The organism is Acinetobacter sp. 789_lipA (assembly GCF_058242845.1).
On the sequence record NZ_JBZAYS010000001.1, the window covers coordinates 3,647,801 to 3,666,728 of the forward strand.

Annotated in this window: 17 protein-coding genes and 1 pseudogene; 7 read left to right on the plus strand and 11 right to left on the minus strand. The window is 41.5% G+C overall.

Annotated features, from left to right (window positions below):
- Positions 1 to 8 precede the first annotated feature (8 nt).
- The gene (locus AC4CUZ_RS18160; protein WP_279691560.1) at positions 9 to 455 is read right to left on the minus strand and encodes an ABZJ_00895 family protein; all 447 of its coding nucleotides are present in this window, start codon (positions 453 to 455) and stop codon (positions 9 to 11) included.
- Positions 456 to 789: 334 nt separating this feature from the next.
- Complete coding sequence (locus tag AC4CUZ_RS18165; RefSeq protein WP_279670588.1) at positions 790 to 1,767, minus strand: GGDEF domain-containing protein; 978 nt, start codon at positions 1,765 to 1,767, stop codon at positions 790 to 792.
- Positions 1,768 to 2,164: 397 nt separating this feature from the next.
- Between AC4CUZ_RS18165 and AC4CUZ_RS18170 the strand changes: the two genes are divergently transcribed.
- Both AC4CUZ_RS18170 and AC4CUZ_RS18175 read left to right on the plus strand, forming a co-directional pair.
- Complete coding sequence (locus tag AC4CUZ_RS18170) at positions 2,165 to 3,418, plus strand: exonuclease SbcCD subunit D (RefSeq protein WP_279691562.1); 1,254 nt, start codon at positions 2,165 to 2,167, stop codon at positions 3,416 to 3,418.
- A gap of 9 nt (positions 3,419 to 3,427) precedes the next feature.
- Positions 3,428 to 7,024: an AAA family ATPase gene (locus AC4CUZ_RS18175; RefSeq protein WP_279691564.1), complete on the plus strand. Its 3,597-nt coding sequence runs from the start codon at positions 3,428 to 3,430 to the stop codon at positions 7,022 to 7,024.
- Positions 7,025 to 7,139: 115 nt separating this feature from the next.
- Here AC4CUZ_RS18175 and AC4CUZ_RS18180 read toward each other — a convergent pair whose 3' ends face one another.
- Both AC4CUZ_RS18180 and AC4CUZ_RS18185 read right to left on the minus strand, forming a co-directional pair.
- On the minus strand, positions 7,140 to 7,874 hold the full coding sequence (locus AC4CUZ_RS18180) for a hypothetical protein (protein ID WP_279691566.1): 735 nt from the start codon (positions 7,872 to 7,874) through the stop codon (positions 7,140 to 7,142).
- Positions 7,875 to 8,057: 183 nt separating this feature from the next.
- Positions 8,058 to 8,747, minus strand: a complete 690-nt coding sequence (locus AC4CUZ_RS18185) for a YggS family pyridoxal phosphate-dependent enzyme (protein ID WP_279691568.1) — start codon at positions 8,745 to 8,747, stop codon at positions 8,058 to 8,060.
- A gap of 122 nt (positions 8,748 to 8,869) precedes the next feature.
- Here AC4CUZ_RS18185 and AC4CUZ_RS18190 point away from each other — a divergent pair, with 122 nt between their 5' ends.
- Complete coding sequence (locus AC4CUZ_RS18190; protein WP_004694862.1) at positions 8,870 to 9,907, plus strand: type IV pilus twitching motility protein PilT; 1,038 nt, start codon at positions 8,870 to 8,872, stop codon at positions 9,905 to 9,907.
- A 26-nt stretch (positions 9,908 to 9,933) separates the two neighbouring features.
- On the plus strand, positions 9,934 to 11,055 hold the full coding sequence (locus AC4CUZ_RS18195; RefSeq protein ID WP_004984301.1) for a PilT/PilU family type 4a pilus ATPase: 1,122 nt from the start codon (positions 9,934 to 9,936) through the stop codon (positions 11,053 to 11,055).
- A 60-nt stretch (positions 11,056 to 11,115) separates the two neighbouring features.
- Here AC4CUZ_RS18195 and fur read toward each other — a convergent pair whose 3' ends face one another.
- On the minus strand, positions 11,116 to 11,553 hold the full coding sequence (gene fur / locus AC4CUZ_RS18200) for a ferric iron uptake transcriptional regulator (RefSeq protein WP_004694866.1): 438 nt from the start codon (positions 11,551 to 11,553) through the stop codon (positions 11,116 to 11,118).
- A gap of 112 nt (positions 11,554 to 11,665) precedes the next feature.
- On the opposite strand from fur, the gene AC4CUZ_RS18205 reads away from it, so the two are divergent.
- Positions 11,666 to 12,064, plus strand: coding sequence for an outer membrane protein assembly factor BamE (locus tag AC4CUZ_RS18205; RefSeq protein WP_004694868.1), 399 nt, complete (start codon positions 11,666 to 11,668; stop codon positions 12,062 to 12,064).
- 46 nt (positions 12,065 to 12,110) lie between these two features.
- Here AC4CUZ_RS18205 and AC4CUZ_RS18210 read toward each other — a convergent pair whose 3' ends face one another.
- From AC4CUZ_RS18210 to AC4CUZ_RS18220, 3 genes are all read right to left on the minus strand, one after another.
- Positions 12,111 to 12,434 (minus strand): RnfH family protein, encoded by a 324-nt coding sequence (locus AC4CUZ_RS18210; protein ID WP_104222298.1) that lies wholly within the window; start codon positions 12,432 to 12,434, stop codon positions 12,111 to 12,113.
- A complete protein-coding gene (locus AC4CUZ_RS18215) occupies positions 12,434 to 13,516 on the minus strand; it encodes a hypothetical protein (RefSeq protein WP_279691571.1) in 1,083 nt (360 codons plus the stop codon). The genes AC4CUZ_RS18210 and AC4CUZ_RS18215 overlap by 1 nt, the downstream gene beginning before the upstream one ends.
- 142 nt (positions 13,517 to 13,658) lie before the next feature.
- Complete coding sequence (locus AC4CUZ_RS18220; RefSeq protein WP_005400160.1) at positions 13,659 to 14,114, minus strand: bacteriohemerythrin; 456 nt, start codon at positions 14,112 to 14,114, stop codon at positions 13,659 to 13,661.
- A gap of 309 nt (positions 14,115 to 14,423) precedes the next feature.
- On the opposite strand from AC4CUZ_RS18220, the gene AC4CUZ_RS18225 reads away from it, so the two are divergent.
- Both AC4CUZ_RS18225 and AC4CUZ_RS18230 read left to right on the plus strand, forming a co-directional pair.
- The gene (locus AC4CUZ_RS18225) at positions 14,424 to 14,828 is read left to right on the plus strand and encodes a transposase family protein (RefSeq protein ID WP_008942454.1); all 405 of its coding nucleotides are present in this window, start codon (positions 14,424 to 14,426) and stop codon (positions 14,826 to 14,828) included.
- Positions 14,829 to 14,865: 37 nt separating this feature from the next.
- A pseudogene (locus AC4CUZ_RS18230) lies at positions 14,866 to 15,258 on the plus strand (transposase family protein); the annotation flags it as partial.
- 186 nt (positions 15,259 to 15,444) lie between these two features.
- On the opposite strand, the gene AC4CUZ_RS18235 reads toward AC4CUZ_RS18230, so the two are convergent.
- The 3 genes from AC4CUZ_RS18235 to AC4CUZ_RS18245 form a co-directional block, all read right to left on the minus strand.
- Positions 15,445 to 16,293, minus strand: a complete 849-nt coding sequence (locus AC4CUZ_RS18235) for a class II glutamine amidotransferase (RefSeq protein WP_010326014.1) — start codon at positions 16,291 to 16,293, stop codon at positions 15,445 to 15,447.
- 168 nt (positions 16,294 to 16,461) lie between these two features.
- Positions 16,462 to 17,364 carry an acetylglutamate kinase gene (gene argB, locus AC4CUZ_RS18240; protein WP_004984290.1) on the minus strand — a complete coding sequence of 301 codons (903 nt, stop codon included), beginning with the start codon at positions 17,362 to 17,364 and terminating at the stop codon, positions 16,462 to 16,464.
- Between the two features lie 10 nt (positions 17,365 to 17,374).
- Positions 17,375 to 18,802 (minus strand): phosphomannomutase/phosphoglucomutase, encoded by a 1,428-nt coding sequence (locus AC4CUZ_RS18245; RefSeq protein WP_279042824.1) that lies wholly within the window; start codon positions 18,800 to 18,802, stop codon positions 17,375 to 17,377.
- Positions 18,803 to 18,928 lie beyond the last annotated feature (126 nt).

Consider the following 18,928-nt stretch of genomic DNA (forward strand, 5'->3'; position numbering starts at 1 on the left):
CTTTACGATTAATCGATTATTTTTGCTGCCATACGCTCTGCTTGTTTGCCATAAAACCAGTACGTCAGCAGATACAGGGGAATCGCGATCAATAAAATCAGAATCACCACCATACTGATAAATTGCGGTTGTTGGACGTAGAGCATAAAGTTTTGCCAAACTTCAGCATCTCCCTGCGCAAAGATAAATAAACCTAACATGAGAAAGGCAAAGTTATAGCTCCAAAAAATCAAACTAAAACCTAAAGTGAATTTTTTCCGTTCTACTTGGGTTGGCGCACGGCGTTGTTGCTTAATAAATTTAAGTAAAACCCAAATCATGGCCACCAAATAAGGTACAGCCGTTAATACCGCTCCCATCCCTGTCGGAAGTAGAGCAGCGAGTACACCACAGACACAACTAAAGACAAAACATATGAAAAAAAACCAGAGAAAATATCGTGTTAGCGAAATCATAGCGCTACTTTAAACCCAGCCAAAAAATCATTATAAAAAAAATTCAGTTTTTTTTCATTTTCATGTCAACCAATCGAAGTTGATGTGCGTTAAATAGGGTACAAGGTCGCAGCAACCGTCAACATTGTACCGGCATCCACAATACGTACGGTGACCTTTCCTAGAGCAATAAGATTGGCTCCAAATTTAAATGTTGTCAGCAGCCGACATTTAAGCGTGAAGCAGTTTTCTTTGACCGACGATTTCATCATCACTCGAATCGTCGGTCTTTATTTTTTTGAGGACTGATTTTTCAGTGCTCCCTCACCTCAATAGATCAAGAAGCCCTTAAAAGTTAATATGAGTTTAAGTGCTGGACGTCTTCTGCATCCTGAATGACATAACCATTACGTCCCCGCTCTTTGGCCAAATAAAGATTCTGATCGACCTCTTTTAAAAAGGCCATTTTGTCATTTTTTTGCGTTGGGATAATGGTCTTCACCCCTAAACTGACCGATAAACGCTGATCCAATGGTGATGTACTATGGCAAATATCAGCGGTACGGATACTCTGTAAAATACGCTCCACCACTTCAATTGCAGACGCTTGTGTTGTATCAGGCAATATCAAAATAAACTCTTCCCCGCCAAAACGTGCGACCAAATCACGTGGTCTTGAGACACTTTTTTTCAGTATTTGTGCAATTTGTTTCAGACAAGCATCACCGAGAAGATGACCATTATGATCGTTGTATTGTTTAAAATAATCGATATCCAATAACATGAGGGTCAAAGGTTGCTGTTCACGCTGGGCATTGAGCCACTCACGTTGGTAGCTATCTTCAAAGAAGCGACGGTTGGCAATCTCCGTCAGACCGTCTTGATACGAATATTCTTCCAGTTGTTTTTTCAGTATTTCTAACTCTTGTTCCTGTTTTTTACGCTCCGAAATATCGAACATAAATCCAACCAAACTATCGACTTCCCCATTGGGTTTGCGCACTACATGCACCACATCGCGAATCCAAATATATTCTCCATTTATGGTCAGTGCGCGATAATCCGCCTCATGATCAACCCCAGAAATCGACTGCGCCACACAAAAATCAACCACCCATGCACGATCATTTTCATGCATTCGCATCGCCCAATCTTCGACTGTTCTCCACGAGTCTTGCTTCCAACCCAGCACTTTTTCAATTTGTGGGCCAATATAACTAAACTTTTTGGTACCCCAATCAATACTCCAAGGAATAGCAAGTGTTGATTCAATCAGCGTCTTATACACCAGATCATTAACAATACGGGGCGAACTGAAAATAGAATCAGACATAGTTATGTTCTCCTTATACCTTGTCCTATTCAAGGCATAACTTATTTTTTAGACATTCTGCATAAATCATTCTTATAAAGTCTCAAAATTGAATCTGTGATCGATGTTCACATTTCATTTACGACTTCGACACGATATACAATTTCACAGAATTACATAATACCCCATTAAAAGAACATTTTTTAATCAAAATTTATCTTTTTACTATGGTGTTAATCAAATAAACCCATCACATTCTTTTTCACATAATCGCTCAATAGTTTTTCTGTGCAATTCAACTTAAAAATAGGCACTCAACTATCAGGTCAAAGATTGTCGTCGTAGCGACAATTATCCATCGCATAATTTTGATTTATGTTAGCTTATAGCTCTATTGCGCTTTGAGCTTGGGGTATCTATGGCTGTTCGTTTTTTTCATACATCTGATTGGCATTTGGGACAGTTTTTTTATAACCATTCCCGTCAGTATGAACATGAACAGTTTTTAGCATGGTTACTGGAACAAATCAGTGCAAGACAGCCAAATGCGCTTTTGATTGCAGGAGACATTTTCGATGTCATCAACCCTGCATCGTCCGCACAAAAGCAACTCTATCAGTTCTTAGCAGATGCGCATGCACGTGCACCGCATATGCAAACCCTGATGATTGCAGGCAACCACGACTCAGGCTACCGAATTGAACAAGTTGAACCGTTACTGGCCAAATACAATGCCAAAGCCGTGGGAGTGATTCATAAAAATAGCCAACAGCAGATCGATCTTGAGCATTTATTGGTGCCAATTTTAGATGAGCAACAAAATACTGTGGCATGGTGTCTGAGCCTGCCCTTTTTACGTCCTGCTGAAATTACAGGCTTTAATGAACACACCACCAATAGCCAAAATGCGATTGCCTATTTGCATCAACAACTGATTGCTGAGGCCAAAGCCCGCAAAACAGCAGATCAAGCCCTGATTTTAATGTCTCATGCACATATGCAAGGCGGCGAAACCTCTGACTCTGAGCGTCCTATAGTAATTGGGAATGAAGAAGCACTCTCCACGACATTATTTGATGAAATCATTGACTATGTGGCACTCGGGCATTTGCATAAACCCCAAAAAGTCGGTGAAGAGCATATCCGCTATAGTGGCTCCCCGATTCCACTATCTTTTAGTGAAATTAACTATAAACATCAAATTGTTGAAGTGACACTTGATCCCACACAAAACGATTCATCCCGTTTTCAATTGAATGTTTTAGCAATACCACGAAGTATTCAACTGCATAAAATACGCGGTGAACTCAATGAAGTACTGGAAAAGCTGCAAGCACTGCCTCAAGGTGCCATCCCAGAGATTGATCAACGTGAATATGTCGATATTGAATACCATACTACTGTTCCACCGCAGCCCAATTTAAGACAACAATTCGAAGAGGCTCTACCCAAAGACCGTTATCGTTTAGTCCGTATTTCACGTCAATATTTAGCGACTGAGCAAGACCCCAATGCACCCGCTAAAGTAAGTTTAGAACCGCCTACACCAGAAAAACTGTTTCAGCAAATTTGGGAAAAACAGGGTTATCACAATGATGCAGAAGTGTTGAACGATTTTATGAGCTTAATGCGTGAAGCAGAACAATCCCTTGCAGATGAACACGAGGCTTAAAGGTTTAGTATGAATATTTTATCGATTCGAATTAAGAACCTTGCTTCACTTTCTGGCGAACATTTGATTGATTTTGAAAGTGATCCCTTAGCCAGTGCAGGTCTGATTGCCATTGTAGGGAAAACAGGTGCAGGTAAATCCACCATTTTAGATGCCATGTGCTTGGCATTGTTTAACCGTATTCCACGGCTAAAAGACAGTGATGGCAAACTTCAAGATGTCGATGGCTCAGAGCTACTTACCAACTCCCCCTTGACCGTACTGCGTCGTGGCACTGCACATGGCTATGCCGAGCTATGCTTTATTGCACAAGACCAAAAGCGCTATATCGCGCGTTGGGAATTAAAACGTTCACGGGAAAAAGCAGACGGAAAACTGCAAAGTGTGCAGCGCTCTTTAAAATGTGTCACCGATGGTGTTGTGGTTGCGGATAAAGCCAAAGCCGTCGATGAAAATATTAAACGCATCACTCAACTCAGTTTTGAACAATTTACTCGTGCCGTTTTATTGGCCCAATCTGAGGTCACTGTTTTTTTAAAAGCACGGGACAATGAACGCGGCGAATTGCTGGAATATCTGACCAATTCCGCTATTTTTGGGAAAATTGGTCAATTGGCATATGAAAAAACCAAATCTGTCGCCACGCAGCGCAAAGAACTGGAAAATGTACTGGGTCATATTGAACTGTTAACCGATGAACAAGTCACTGCATTATCGACAGAGTTTCAGCAGTGCGACAGGGATTATAAACAGCTTGAAGCTCAAAAGTCGCAATTGGAAAAACAACAACAATGGTTCGAACGCAAACATAAACTCGACAGTGAAATCATTAGCAAACAACAACTCTTCGATACACAAAGCAAGTTACAACAAGATTTAGCTCCTGAGCGTGAACACTTGGCTCGTTTGGAGATCTTTTCAGAAATTCGTGCTGTAGTATTCCAACAACAACAATTACAGCAAACGGTGCAGCAACTGACGCCCCGTATTCAACAACAGCAACAACTGTTCGATCATTTACAGCTTAAATTTGAAAGTGAAAAAGCCCAATTTACTCAAGCTGAAATAGCAGTGAATGAACTACAACAGTTTGAAAGTACCCATCATGATGCATTGAATGAGGTGCGTAAATGTATTCAAGAACGTGATTTTATTGGGGCTGAGTTTAAGAAAGTTCAGGAAAAATTGCAGGCTTTAGAGCAGTCTAAGCTGCCCCTAACTCAGCAACAACAAAAGCTTGAACAGCTGATTCAACATATTGATCGACAGCAAACCGAGTGTAAGCAGCAACTGGAAAGCTCACAACAGTTTGTAAACTTAGACAAAGGTCTCAGCGCCCATACTCAACAGCTAGAACAGTTCATTCATCAATATCAAAAAATTGAACATCAACTCGGGCCTCGTGCTCAAGCGGAACATCGGCTAGCATCAGAAAAACAACAATTACAGCAGTCGATTCAACAGTTCGGGACGATCGAACAACTTGAAGTCAAAATTGCGCAGACACAACAACAACGTGAGTTGAAAATTAATCAGCTCAGTCAATTCGAGCTGATTCAGCAGAAAATTCAGCAGTTTTTTGACCTACAAGCTGAATCTACAGAACAGCAAGTACTGCTCGACAATGCCAATACACAGCTTCAAGCCGTGCAGCACAATAGCCGACAAGCAGAACAAGCCTTTCAATCTGCCAAAAGTGAACGCATCCAGCTACAACAGGTGTTGCAACAGCAACGACTTTTACATGCTAAAAATATCGAAGATTTACGCTCGGCACTCCAAGACGGCGAACCCTGTTTAGTCTGTGGCAGTACCTCACATCCTTATAAAGTGGAAGATACTGCGCTCTCCAAGGCCCTGTTTGAGCTTCAACAACAGCAGGAGCAACAGGCAACACTGAAAGAACAAAATTGCTTTGATGGCTGGCAATACGCCCAGCAGCAGCTGACTAAACTGAATACTGCAATAGAACAACGGCAAACTTTAATTCAGCAACTTTCTGAAAAAATTAGTACTTTGCAACACGTGTTAATCGAGCACAGTCAAACGACAAATATAGCGCTCGACTTCACCCTAACAGCATCGGAGTTGAAGACTCAGTTCATGCAAATGGCTGAGCAATATCACTCGGATTTGCAACAACTCAAACAACAGTCTGAGCAGTTCCAACACAATATTAAAATCCAGCAACAATGCATCCAAGACATTCAAAAAATTGAACATTTACTACAAACAGCGAACGGTTTGCACAACCAAGTTCAGCATATCGTGCAGTGCTTCTCTGAGGCTGAGAAAACAGCTTGGCAACAGCAGCCCCCCCAAACCGCTCAGCAAATCTTGATACGTCTAAATACCCGTTCACAACAACTGGAACAGTTGGAACAAGGGCGTCAGCAACGCGAACAAACCACGCAACAGTTCAAGACCAATCAACTGAATATCGAAAATACCAGTAGGCACATCGCTGAAACCAACAAGCAGCTCAGTGAGATCAAACAAAGAGGACAGCAAAATACAGAAATAGCCAATCAATTAATCCAACAAATGACAGGCTTAACTGAAATCAAAGCCAATGAGTGGCTCATCCAGCACGATCAACATCGCCAGCAGACGCAAAGCCATTATCAACAGCTGAAACAGCATTTTGAGCAATTGCGCCATCAATTCGAACAGGAAAAAAATCAGCTAGAACAGCTTAAAGCACAGTTGCAGCAGAATCAGACCAGTGCCAATCAAGTAGAAAATACCCTTCAACACTGGCTCAATGCGCACCCTGATTTCCATAAGCCTGATTTAGATGCACTGGCTCAAATTAGCTCGGCTCAGGAACAACACATCCGTCAGAAATTACAGCATGCAGAACGCCTAGTAAATGAAGCACATGCTGCATTGAAAACCATGCAAGAGCAGTTGAGTGAACATCTGGGCCATCAACCTGAAATTGACCCAGCACAGTTACAACAGCAAATGCAGGAGCATCAAACAGCACTGCAAACACAACTTGAAATACGCGATCAGCTCAAACTTAAACTTGAGTTGCATCAGCAAAATGTCGCAAAACAAAAGCAATTTGCAGATCAGATTCAAGCCATACAACAGGAAGAACACCGTTGGGGGAAAATTTCAGGCCTCATGGGAGATGCCACTGGCAAAAAATTCCGTGATTATGCGCAGCAATATAATCTCGATATTTTACTGGAACATGCCAACCAACAGCTCAACCAACTCTCACAGCGTTATACCTTAAAGCGTTTAGAGCATTCGCTGAGTCTAGCTATTATTGATCATGATATGGATGGAGAGACCCGCTCCGTTGCATCACTTTCTGGGGGCGAGTCTTTCCTGACTGCCCTTGCCCTATCTCTTGCCATTGCCAATATGGCCTCAGGGTCAATGAAAATCGAATCTCTATTTATTGATGAAGGCTTTGGAACTTTAGATGCATCGTCCCTGCACATGGTCATGAATGCTCTCGACCAATTACAGAATCAAGGTCGTAAAGTGGTGCTGATTTCACACATCCAAGAAATGCATGAGCGTATTCCTGTGCAAATCCAAGTCAAAGCTTTGGGCGCAGGTGCCAGTACCATTGAGGTAGTGGGATAATTTTAGATTTTTGAAAGTCAAAGTTGGATTTGTTTTAAGACACCATCTCTCAGTTAAAAATAAAGGGAGCATCTTACTTAATGTAAGTGCTCCCTGTGAGATCCAAACGAATGCTTTAATCCGCTGGGAATGCTTTTGGTGGAGGCGCATATTTAGATGCATCTACTGCTTTGTCTGTAGTCGCCACAGACTGTAGCGGGTAAATCACAGTACCAATCACACCTGTATTTTGGATGGAACCATGATCTGAGTTTGCAGCATAGGCATCTTCCGGTCGACTAAAGGTAAAAGATGCCACCGCAGAGTCACTCTTACGGAAGCCTTCAACAATCAACTCCCCCTGTGGACGAAGCACATAACCTGAATTGCTACGTGATGCTGCACGTCCATCAATAACATCTAAACCATCGACACTGGCAACCACTTCAAACGTGCTATTGCTATGGTTTTGGTATTTGAGTTGATAACTTTGTCCATCTTTACCAGATAAATAATACTGCTGACCATCTCGGAATAAAGGCAGTGGACGCTGCGCATCATCTACAATCGAAAAACTGATCTTTCCAGCGGCCAATGACAGACTGTTCACGGCCTTACCCACATATTTTTTGCTGGCATAGCGAACTTGTGATTCAGCAATTGGGCTACTGGATAAGCGTTTTAAATTGACTTCCGTGACGTTTGAACTAATCTCATCACCCCACTTGGTGCCTAATTTTTCACTTTTAGCGACCTGAGCATTCTGAACCGTAGATTCCGCACTCATCTCACTCATTTTGGTATTTGTACTACTACAAGCTGCCACAAATAAGCTCAAAAGCAGGGAGATAAATAAATAGAGTTTTTTCATTTTGGCCTCATCCTAAATGCAATTTTTATCGTTGTCAGGCAATCATTGTTCATCTGTCTAATCTATAGACGGTTCAATTCATGAGTTTAAATTAAGCCTATTTTTTCAGCAGCCTATTAGTTTTATATAATTGTAAGTTAAGCGCTTCTCACTGCCTTTAAGCACAAGAAGCCCTATTTAGACTTAATGCTGTGAATAATCTCTCGCTCCGAACAAGGCAGTTCCAACGCGAACCATAGTCGACCCAGCTGCAATCGCATCGACCATATCGCCTGACATGCCCATGCTTAAGGTATCCCAGTCTTCAGGATGTACATGCCGCTCTTTCACTTGGTCAAATAACGCTTTTGCGGCCTTAAAGGCTTGGGTATTGTTCGGTGCAGGAATCACCATCAAACCACGCAGCTTGATGTGAGGCAACTGACTGATACTTTTTACCAACTCAGCAACCTCGTCAGGTTGGCAGCCATCTTTGCTGTCTTGAGCATCGATATTGACCTGTAGACAAAGATTTAATGGTGGTTGTGTTATCAGACGCTGCGCCGATAAACGCTCTGCAATAATTAAACGATCAACTCCATGCACCCATGCAAATTTTTCAGCCAAATGTTTGGTTTTATTGCGTTGTACATGCCCAATAAAATGCCATTCGATCTCTAAATCTTGTAGCGCCTCTATCTTCTGCAAAGCCTCTTGTAGGTAGTTCTCACCAAAGGCGCGTTGACCACAAGCGTACATGTCTCGTAACACTTCGCTCGGATGTGTTTTAGAAACCGCCAAAAGTTCTACAGACTCCACGTCACGCCCTGAAATTTCGCAGGCCTGTTTAATTTGGGATAACACGTATTGACGTGAATTTTGCAAGATATTCATTGACGAGGGTCTCATTTCGGTCATCTTTTTTGCTTTGCCTTTCAACAAACTGTTGGTTAAGTTGATTGAAAGCCTTATTATTCTATCAAAATAATTAGCATTTAAATGAACTCGGGGAAATAATGGATATCACAGAATTACTAGCCTTTTCGGCTAAGAACGGGGCATCAGATTTACACTTATCTGCAGGTATGCCACCGATGATTCGTGTCGATGGTGAAGTTCGTCGTATCAATTTACCAGCTTTAGAACACAAAGAAGTGCATAAACTGGTCTATGACATCATGAATGACAAACAACGTCGTGATTTCGAAGAAAAATTAGAAACGGACTTTTCCTTTGAAGTTCCAAGCATTGCTCGCTTTCGTGTGAACGCATTCAACCAAAACCGCGGTGCAGGTGCAGTATTCCGTACCATTCCGTCTAAAGTCCTGACCATGGAAGACTTAGGTTTAGGACAAACCTTCAAAGAGTTATGTGAATTGCCACGTGGTTTAGTTTTAGTGACGGGGCCTACCGGTTCTGGTAAATCTACCACATTGGCGGCAATGATCGATTATATTAACGATAACCGCTATGACCATATCTTAACGGTTGAAGACCCAATCGAATTTGTACACCAGTCAAAAAAATGCTTGATCAACCAACGTGAAGTGCACCGTGATACACATGGTTTTAACGAAGCACTGCGTTCAGCACTACGTGAAGACCCCGATATTATCCTCGTGGGTGAGATGCGTGACCTTGAAACTATTCGTTTGGCGCTCACAGCAGCAGAAACGGGTCACTTGGTCTTCGGTACACTACATACCACCTCTGCGGCAAAAACCATTGACCGTGTGATTGACGTATTCCCTGCTGAAGAAAAAGACATGGTTCGTGCCATGTTATCTGAATCGCTACAAGCCGTGATTTCTCAAACCTTACTTAAGAAAAATGGCGGTGGCCGTGTTGCCGCGCATGAAATCATGATTGGTATTCCTGCCATTCGTAACTTAATTCGTGAAAACAAAGTGGCACAGATGTATTCTGCTATTCAGACTGGTGCAAACTACGGTATGACCACACTGGATCAAAGTCTGAAAAACTTGGTCACCAAAGGGGTGATCAGTCCACAGACTGCGCGTACAGCTGCCAAGCAACCTGAAACCTTCTTATAAGAAAACAATGGATTTGGGGTATAGATATGGATTTTAACGACTTACTCAATTATATGATTCAACAAAAAGCGTCGGATTTATTTATCACCGCTGATGTTGAGCCCTCCATGAAAATTAATGGTCAAATTGTGCCTGTGGCTAAGGGTAAGCTGACGGGTGATGTCGCGGGGCAACTGCTCAACTCGATTATGAGTGACAAGCAGCGTAAAGAATTTGCAGACACACGTGAGTGCAACTTCGCGATTATGAATCGGGATAAAACTGCACGTTTTCGTGTCAGTGCCTTTCAACAGCGTGATATGCCAGGTATGGTTTTGCGTCGAATTGAGACGCAAATTCCAACCATGGATGAGTTAAAACTCCCGCCTGTACTCAAAGAGTTGGCCATGACCAAACGTGGCATCATCATCTTTGTGGGTGCAACAGGTACGGGTAAATCGACCTCTTTAGCTTCGATCATTGGTTACCGTAACCAAAACTCAAAAGGTCATATCATTACCATTGAAGACCCAATTGAATTTATTCATGAGCATGCAGGCTGTATCATTACCCAGCGTGAAGTGGGCATTGATACGGACTCTTTTGAAATCGCACTGAAAAACACCTTACGTCAGGCACCCGATGTAATTCTGATTGGTGAGATTCGTTCCCGTGAAACCATGGATTATGCGATTGCCTTTGCTGAAACAGGTCACTTGGTATTTGCAACGCTGCATGCCAACAATGCCAACCAAGCCATCGACCGTATTATTCACTTCTTTGAAGCAGACCGTCATAGCCAATTGTTTATGGACTTGTCTTTAAACCTTAAAGCGATGGTTGCACAGCAGTTGATTCCAACACCTGACGGTAATTCACGTCGCGCTGCGATTGAGATTTTGATTAACTCACCGTTAATTTCCGATTTGATCCGTAAAGGTGAAATCCACGAAATTAAAGACCTGATGAAACGTTCTCGTGAACTCGGTATGCAAACCTTTGACCAAGCCTTATTCGATTTGTACAAAGCCAAGCAGATTACCTATAAAGATGCGCTGAAACACGCCGACTCTCCAAACGACTTACGTTTACAAATCAAGTTGTCCGAAGAAGGCGGTGATCGTCTATTGCATGCCAGTGCAAACATCACGTTTGATGGACAAGCTTAAGTATTCCTTTAAACAATAAAAAAGGGCTTCTCATGAAGCCCTTTTTTTAGATCTAAGTGATTACTTTTTACGAAGTGCTTCTTGGCACTCTGCAGCATCACAGTAACCGTATAGGTTTAGGGAGTGACCTGTTAAAGTAAAGCCATGCTTTTCAGCAACTTCGTGCTGCTCATGCTCAATCACTTCGTTGCTAAACTCAACCACTTTGTTGCAGTTTTGACAAACGATATGATCATGATGATCGTCTTGCATGATTTCGAAAACAGAATGGTTATTTTCAAAGTGATGGCGCTGAATAATGCCCGCTGCTTCAAACTGCGTTAACACGCGGTAAACAGTTGCTAAACCGACATCTTCACCTTGTTCAAGTAAAGTCTTATAAATATCTTCCGCACTTAAATGGTGTTGTTTTGAATTTTCTAGTAGTTCTAATATTTTAATTCGTGGAAGTGTAACTTTAAGTCCAGCTTTGCGTAGATCTTGATTTGAAATTGGCATGTAAAAAGGTCTCTCAACAAATTTAAAGTTAGAATATGCAACAAAGTGTAGATGCAGTATGATCTATCCGTGGCTCAATTGCATCATAATTAATTTGGGATAGTGTAGCAAAATGCAAAAAATCATGTTGGCGTTATTCGTCACTTCACTGCTCGCAGGCTGTTCGACCTTGGGCGTTTATAAAGTTGATATTCCTCAAGGTACGCCATTAACTCAAGCACAAGCGTCAAAAATACAAGTTGGCATGAGCCATCAACAAGTTCGCTTTTTGCTTGGCAGCCCGACAGTTTCAGATCCAATGAATCCGCTACGTTGGGACTACATCTACAATTATACCCCAGGAACGTATGCTAAAAAAGCCAAGATTCCTGCTGCACAAGGTCAACACCTGAAAGTCTATTTCGACCCAAACGGTATTGTGCAAAAAATTGAAGGCTTAGAAACCATTCCTGCATCTCAGCCGGGCTTACCAGCATCGAAAGAAGCGATTCTAAACGCGCCCCCACTATAAAGCCTTATTCTAAAAAAGAAACCCCTCGACTGAGGGGTTTTTCATATCATTTCGATTGTTTTAAGCGATTGCCTTTGGCAAAGCGCCCCACGGGGTTATTTTGTGCACGTATCCTTCGAATATCTTTAGGATTAATGCTCAAAGGGCGATAAATTTCAACACGATCCCCTACCTGTAAAACCTGTTGAAGGTCTTTCAATCGGACACCAAAGATGCCCAATTGTAAAGGCTCAGGCAATTCAACCTGCGAGCCTATACCACTCAGTTGAATCGCATCTTGTGCCGTCATTCCCTCAGAAAACGGCACACTAATATGAAACTGCTGGTCTGCTGTTGCATAAGCAACCCAGACTTGTTGAAGCATGCGCATTAAATCAGTTTTCCAAGTACGGCTACAATTGCCAATACGATAGAAACAGTTAATACCACACGCACGGCAATGCGCCAAATATTATAAAAAGCTTCATTACTAAAGTTCATCGACTTACGTAAATGGCTAATTTTCATAATCCAACCAGCAAAAATGGCATAAATCAAACAAATCACTAAGCCCCACAGCATCAGTAAGATGTTAAAAATCGGGCCAGTGGCTGGAATCAACCACACCAACGTTGCAGCCAGCAGCACGAGCCACTGAATCACAATATTTAATTGGCGCTGTGCCAACTGCTCACGTGCCATCTGTAACAGCACGGCTGCCGCTGCAACCGCAGTTAAAGCAATCGCATACGCAGGTAATGCCGCTTGGACTGCAAAAAATGCAAAAGCAACTACCGCCAAAATTTGTGCAATCCAAATCGGTAAAACAGTCTTGCTTGCAGCATCTTGCTGCTGAACTTGTACCAAACTATTTTGCCAGTACAGGCCGAGTCCTAAACCACTTGCCACCAAAGCCAATACCGTTGCACTGCCCCATTCTGAAAATTCAACCGGTGTCACTTGCCACTCAGCGGTTCCTGTACCAAAAAGGTTTGCAAGCACTAAGGAGATCAGCACACCGACCGCCATTAACGCTAAGGTCAACAGACGTGGGGCAAAAGACAACGCGATGGCAACCACAGCCAAAGCAATAAAGATCACGGACGATGTCATATCGGCCAATGCATATTGATTTAATAGTTGCGCAGCATTAGACAACATGCCGCCCGCTAAAAAAGGAATAAAAACGACAGCAAGCCATCCCACAAGACGCCACGTCTGTGAAGCATCGGCATCACGTGTCAAACTCGACAAAGCATTCAATGCCGTGGTTTTTGAACGCTTGGCTAAGGCAATTTCTAAGTAACACACAGGTAAAGCCAAGATCACCATGGTCACTAACCAAAGTAACCAAAAGTCGAGCTGACGTTCAACCTGAATTCCCACCAAGGGTGCAAGTGTGGCAATGATAATAAATGATAAACAAAATGCCATCAGCGGCGATAACCATCGTGACAGAGCATTGTCTTGCATGATGCGTTCCTTCAATAAGTCTTGCGCTATTTTGCCTTGCTCGCTTCTGAAAATCAAAAACAAAAAGCAAACCATCAAAACTGATGATTTGCTGCGCTAAATATAATTAAAATTTATTGTTTTTATCCCTCGTTTGGCTCACTTATGAAAAGAAACGAGCAAACCAATTTTTCCCTTTTTTCTTTTCTTTTTCTTTGATAATGCCCATCATATTTTCTTTTACGGCACCGACATAATCTGCATCATCGTGCTGGATATGATTAATTAGCCATTTCGACAACACTTCATGCAGCTCAGCTTCGATTGAATGACCCAGCTCAAAACGGTCACGATAAGATTCAATTTTTTTTATAAATAAATCATGTACACGTTTGTGTGGCACACGATATTTATAACCCGCTTCTTCTTGGAGAGACTCTTCAAAAGTGAAGTGAGACTGTGTGTAATCAATAATATTTTCTAAAATCTGTTTCACGCGTTCACGGTCAGTATTGACATCAATCGCATCAATTTCATTGATATAATCAAGAATACGACGGTGTTGATCGTCAATCACATCGATACCAGTATTATATTCTGGAACCCACTTCATTATCATTCCGACCACCCAATAAAAATTAATAGATTAGACCTCTTGCGAAAGTATAGTTTATCTAATTTTTGAATTGGCTAAAACCTCATAAAATATAGCTTTTGGCTGCTTAAAATTTGACTAACGCAAGAATTCTATTAATTACATGAATTAATCATATCGACTATAATTAAAAATAAAAGTGAATCAAATTGGTTGGTTTTATACTATTTTCACACAATTAAACTTAGACTTCCGTCATAAATCAAAAAACGTACAATTTATTTGATCTTAAATTAATCAGCAAAATTATTTAATTCAAGAGATAATCCTTGGATGAAATTCAAAGATATTCAAAAATTATCAGACGTTAAGTTTCGTAGGCTTACCGGTGTTAGTTGGGCTACATTTAACCTCATGTTGGCCGAGCTAAATAAGCATTTACCTCGTCATATTGGTAAAGGACGACCGCATAAATTACCGTTGGAAGATCGTTTGCTCTTATGTATAGAATATTGGAGAGAATATCGAACATTTTTCCATCTTGGTATGAGTTACGGTGTATCTGAAACGAGTGCAATTCGTATCACACGTGTTATTGAAGATACCTTAATCCGTTCTGGAAAATTTAACTTGCCAAAACAACTTCCTAATCGAGATGAAGTGGATTGGGAAGTTGTTGTGATTGATGCAACTGAAATATTAGTTCAACGTCCAAAAAAAACAGAAGAAATGGTATAGCGGTAAAAAAAAGCGACATACCTTTAAATTTCAGCTATCTATGCACTATACAACAGGTGAAATACTGAGTGTATGTGGAAGTCATGGAAGCATGCATGATTTTAAAATATTTAAAAAAAGTATGAGGAAATTAAAATTTAAGCCCTTTTTTATCGTTGATAAGGGGTATTTAGGGATAAAAAAATTGGGTTTTGGATGCCTCATGCCATCTAAAGCAAAGAAAACTGAAAAATTAGATTCTGAATTAAAAAAGTTAAATAGAGAGATTGGTCGTAGACGAATTCAAGTAGAGCATGTATTTGGAAGGATGAAATGTTTTAAGATTTTATCTTGTGTATATAGAAATCGTCGTAAAAGATTAAACCTGCGGTTTAATTTACTTGCTGGCATATACAATTTAGATTGGGTGAAAGATAAACAATTAAATTGATTGAAAAATGATTTATGAAGGAAGTCTCTTAAGTATATATTTTAAATAGGTAAATAAATTTAAATCCGACCAAAAGAATAAGTTATTATTTAATCGATTTTATTATTTTATAAGTATGTATCAAAATAAAAGCATGTTTTATATTATTATCAACATGCTTTTATATTCTAATCATTTTGAAATAAATTAATATTGATCTGCTTTAGTGACGCGTTTTAAAGACGGATCTTTGGCTTCTCGGATTAAACGTTCCACATGGGTCATTTGGTGGCGGATCGCTTTGCCATATTGAAATAAAATCATTTCCCCTGGTGCAAAGGCTGTCCACGCTTCATTTTGAGTCAACGGTTCGGTAGTAATCACGGCCACGCGATCCTCTGCGGTAGTCACTTGACTAAAATCGACTTCAACATCAATGTCGATCAGCTGCGCAGGTTTAAATGGGTACTCACGCACCAACCAATGCAGTTTGGTAATGGCATAACTAAACAAGGCTTGTCCATTCGATAAACAAAAATTGAACGTGCCATGCTCCGCAATCCGTGGAGAAATATCCGTTAATAAATCAAAAACTTGATCTAGACTTGGCTCGATATAGCCAAACTTGTTCACCAGCTGATCAAGTAAATAGCAAAATGCACGTTCACTGTCGGTATTACCCACTGGGGTAAAGCGTCCTGAAAGTACAGGATCAAAGTCATGCAAATCGCCATTATGGGCAAAAATCCACTGTCGTCCCCATAACTCACGACTAAATGGGTGTGAGTTTTCTAAGTTAATTTTTCCCTGCGTCGCTTTGCGGATATGTGCAATCACATTGCGTGATTTGATTGGATAATTACGAATTAATTCAGCAATCGGTGACTCAACTGCAGATTGATTGTCAACGAATAAACGGCAAGCTTTATCCTCAAAAAAAGCAATCCCGAAACCGTCACAATGGTCTGAAGTAATCCCCGCGCGCTGTGAAAAGCCTCGAAATGAAAAGGTAATATCAGTCGGTGTTGCACAATTCATTCCGAGCAGTTGGCACATAATCTTGATCTTATTTAAACATATTTATTTATGATGGTTTTATTGTGCATGAGTCCTGACTGGCTTGCAATTCACAATGCTTCATAACCCGAACACATTCACGCATAAAACTATTTTTATAAAATGCATCGGCCTAAAAAAAGCCTCCGAAGAGGCTTTTTTAAAATGCTAGTGTTTATTACTGCGATTGGTAATTAATGTACCGACACCATGATCGGTGAAAATCTCCAACAACGTTGCATGTGGCACACGACCATCCACAATATGCGCGCTTACCACACCGCCTTTCACCGCATCTAGAGCACAACCTACTTTCGGAATCATCCCGCCATAAATCACGCCCGTTTCAATGAGACGGTCAACTTCTTGGGTGGTTAGACCCGTGAGTAGGTTTTTATTTTCATCTAAAACACCTGATATATTGGTCAACAAAATCAGCTTTTCAGCACCGAGAGCTTCAGCCACTTTTCCAGCCACTAAATCTGCGTTGATGTTATAGGTATTGCCCTCTTCATCCACACCTAAGGGTGCAATTACAGGAATAAAATCACCACTGGTAAACATTTCCAATACATCAGTTTTAACACTGGTCACTTCACCGACTAGGCCAAGATCAATTTTTTGTACCGTGCCATCTTCCGCAGTTTTTTCCATCAGTAACTTTTGTGCACGCAGTAAATTACCATCTTTCCCCGTTAAACCAATGGCACGACCGCCATGTTGGTTAATCAAGTTCACGATGGATTTATTCACACTACCACCCAACACCATTTCAACCACTTCCATGGTCGCTGGATCGGTCACACGCATGCCATCTATACGGTCAGACTCACGCCCCAATTGCTTTAAAAACGAGTCCACTTGTGGACCGCCACCATGCACCACGATTGGGTTTAAACCGACGGTTTTTAACAAAACGATGTCACGTGCAAACGAGCTCTCAAGCTCAGGATCGGTCATTGCATTGCCACCATATTTCACTACTAGCGTTTTTCCAGCAAAACGTTGAATGTACGGCAAAGCTTCAGTCAGGACTTGTGCTTTGTCGAGGCCAGTATGTTGATGTGGCATGTGCCTCTCCTTAATGGGCGTCTAATAGGTCTTGTGCAATCTGCGGATAATCTGCCGTCAGCATGTGCACAAAGTTATGGCGAATTTGATGGAGCCGCTGATCACTGTCCGCGTCGAAACGCACAGTAAAATACTCGCCCGTATTCGATGCTCGAATAATGCCAAATCCATCCTCAAAATCAAGTCTTACGCCATCAATTTTACTCATTTCCGCTTGAAAGTGCTGACTTTGTTTTTCCACATTCGCTAAAACCAGCGCGGGTGAAATCTGATGGGTGCTGATATAAATATCTTCTGTACTGGCACGCTCTGGGTAGTCTGCCAGTGCTTCCGACAAAGTGCATTGCTTCAAGCTTAAGTATTCCAACACACGTAGTGCGGCATATAAACCATCGTCATAACCAAAACCACGACCATCATTAAACACATAATGCCCTGCATATTCACCGCCAAAAACCGCATGTCCTTTAGATTGCGCCAAATATTTCCGCAAAAAAGAACTGCCTGTACGAATCATTTTTGGAATACCCTGATGGGCCAGTACTGTATTTCGAACCATGGTGGAACATTTCACATCAAAAACCACTTCATGTTCTGGATGATCGGCCAAACACATGTGCGCAAACAAGGACAATAAACGGTCTGCTGAAATGATTACGCCCATTTCATCAATCAATACAACACGATCACCATCACCATCAAAGGCAATACCGATATCAGCATGCTGCTGTTGCACGGCGTTTCGTAGCAGATATAGATGTTTGGCTTGAGAGGGATCGGGGGCATGTTCAGGAAATTCACCATTGGCCTCACAGCGTAAAGCATGTACCTCACAGCCGAGTTCCTTTAAGACCAAGACGGCGCAGCGTCCCGCCGAACCGTATAAACCATCCACCACAACTTTATAGGGTCGCGGTTGAGGCATGAGCTGTATATCATTGAGCAATGCCGCCTGATAAGCCAGACAATATTCAGGCACGATCTGATGTGGCAACGTTTGCCAGTTCATCTCTGCATGGCTGTCAAAATATTCATTTGCATCGCGTGCCACCTGCTGGATTGCCTCAGGTAAAGGAGGCTCACCCTGCATAATCCATTTGATCCCATTATCCGACTTCGGATTGTGGCTGGCTGTCACCATAATGCCGTTGCCATCAAACTGACGTGCCGTGTAATACAACACAGGACTAGCACAACATCCGATGATTTGCGCATCTAAGCCCTGTTTAAGACATTCTTTGTAAATAATTTCTGCAAAAGCAGGACTGCTTTGTCTAGCATCATAACCAATGGCTAAACGTGTCTGCCCAGTCTTTAAATATTGAGTTGCGAGCGCTTGTGCAATGGCACGAATCAGCTCAGCACTCATAACATCCAATTTGCCACGGATGTCATAGGCACGAAATATATGTGCAGGAAATTTTGGCTGAAAATCCATAGGTCTAACTTCTAATTTATTCAGATCAACAGCTCTTTCAGCTGTCCTTGTTGTTATGCTTAACGCTGGGTTTAATTTTACTAAGGATTCAAAAAAGAGTTGTAACTTTTTATGAACTAAAAATGA

Coding starts and splice junctions, on each gene's coding strand:
- AC4CUZ_RS18160 (WP_279691560.1), bottom strand. CDS start 455: ATGATTTCGCTAACACGATATTTTCTCTGGTTTTTTTTCATATGTTTT.
- AC4CUZ_RS18165 (WP_279670588.1), bottom strand. CDS start 1,767: ATGTCTGATTCTATTTTCAGTTCGCCCCGTATTGTTAATGATCTGGTG.
- AC4CUZ_RS18170 (WP_279691562.1), top strand. CDS start 2,165: ATGGCTGTTCGTTTTTTTCATACATCTGATTGGCATTTGGGACAGTTT.
- AC4CUZ_RS18175 (WP_279691564.1), top strand. CDS start 3,428: ATGAATATTTTATCGATTCGAATTAAGAACCTTGCTTCACTTTCTGGC.
- AC4CUZ_RS18180 (WP_279691566.1), bottom strand. CDS start 7,874: ATGAAAAAACTCTATTTATTTATCTCCCTGCTTTTGAGCTTATTTGTG.
- AC4CUZ_RS18185 (WP_279691568.1), bottom strand. CDS start 8,747: ATGAATATCTTGCAAAATTCACGTCAATACGTGTTATCCCAAATTAAA.
- AC4CUZ_RS18190 (WP_004694862.1), top strand. CDS start 8,870: ATGGATATCACAGAATTACTAGCCTTTTCGGCTAAGAACGGGGCATCA.
- AC4CUZ_RS18195 (WP_004984301.1), top strand. CDS start 9,934: ATGGATTTTAACGACTTACTCAATTATATGATTCAACAAAAAGCGTCG.
- fur (WP_004694866.1), bottom strand. CDS start 11,553: ATGCCAATTTCAAATCAAGATCTACGCAAAGCTGGACTTAAAGTTACA.
- AC4CUZ_RS18205 (WP_004694868.1), top strand. CDS start 11,666: ATGCAAAAAATCATGTTGGCGTTATTCGTCACTTCACTGCTCGCAGGC.
- AC4CUZ_RS18210 (WP_104222298.1), bottom strand. CDS start 12,434: ATGCGCATGCTTCAACAAGTCTGGGTTGCTTATGCAACAGCAGACCAG.
- AC4CUZ_RS18215 (WP_279691571.1), bottom strand. CDS start 13,516: ATGCAAGACAATGCTCTGTCACGATGGTTATCGCCGCTGATGGCATTT.
- AC4CUZ_RS18220 (WP_005400160.1), bottom strand. CDS start 14,114: ATGATAATGAAGTGGGTTCCAGAATATAATACTGGTATCGATGTGATT.
- AC4CUZ_RS18225 (WP_008942454.1), top strand. CDS start 14,424: ATGAAATTCAAAGATATTCAAAAATTATCAGACGTTAAGTTTCGTAGG.
- AC4CUZ_RS18235 (WP_010326014.1), bottom strand. CDS start 16,293: ATGTGCCAACTGCTCGGAATGAATTGTGCAACACCGACTGATATTACC.
- argB (WP_004984290.1), bottom strand. CDS start 17,364: ATGCCACATCAACATACTGGCCTCGACAAAGCACAAGTCCTGACTGAA.
- AC4CUZ_RS18245 (WP_279042824.1), bottom strand. CDS start 18,802: ATGGATTTTCAGCCAAAATTTCCTGCACATATATTTCGTGCCTATGAC.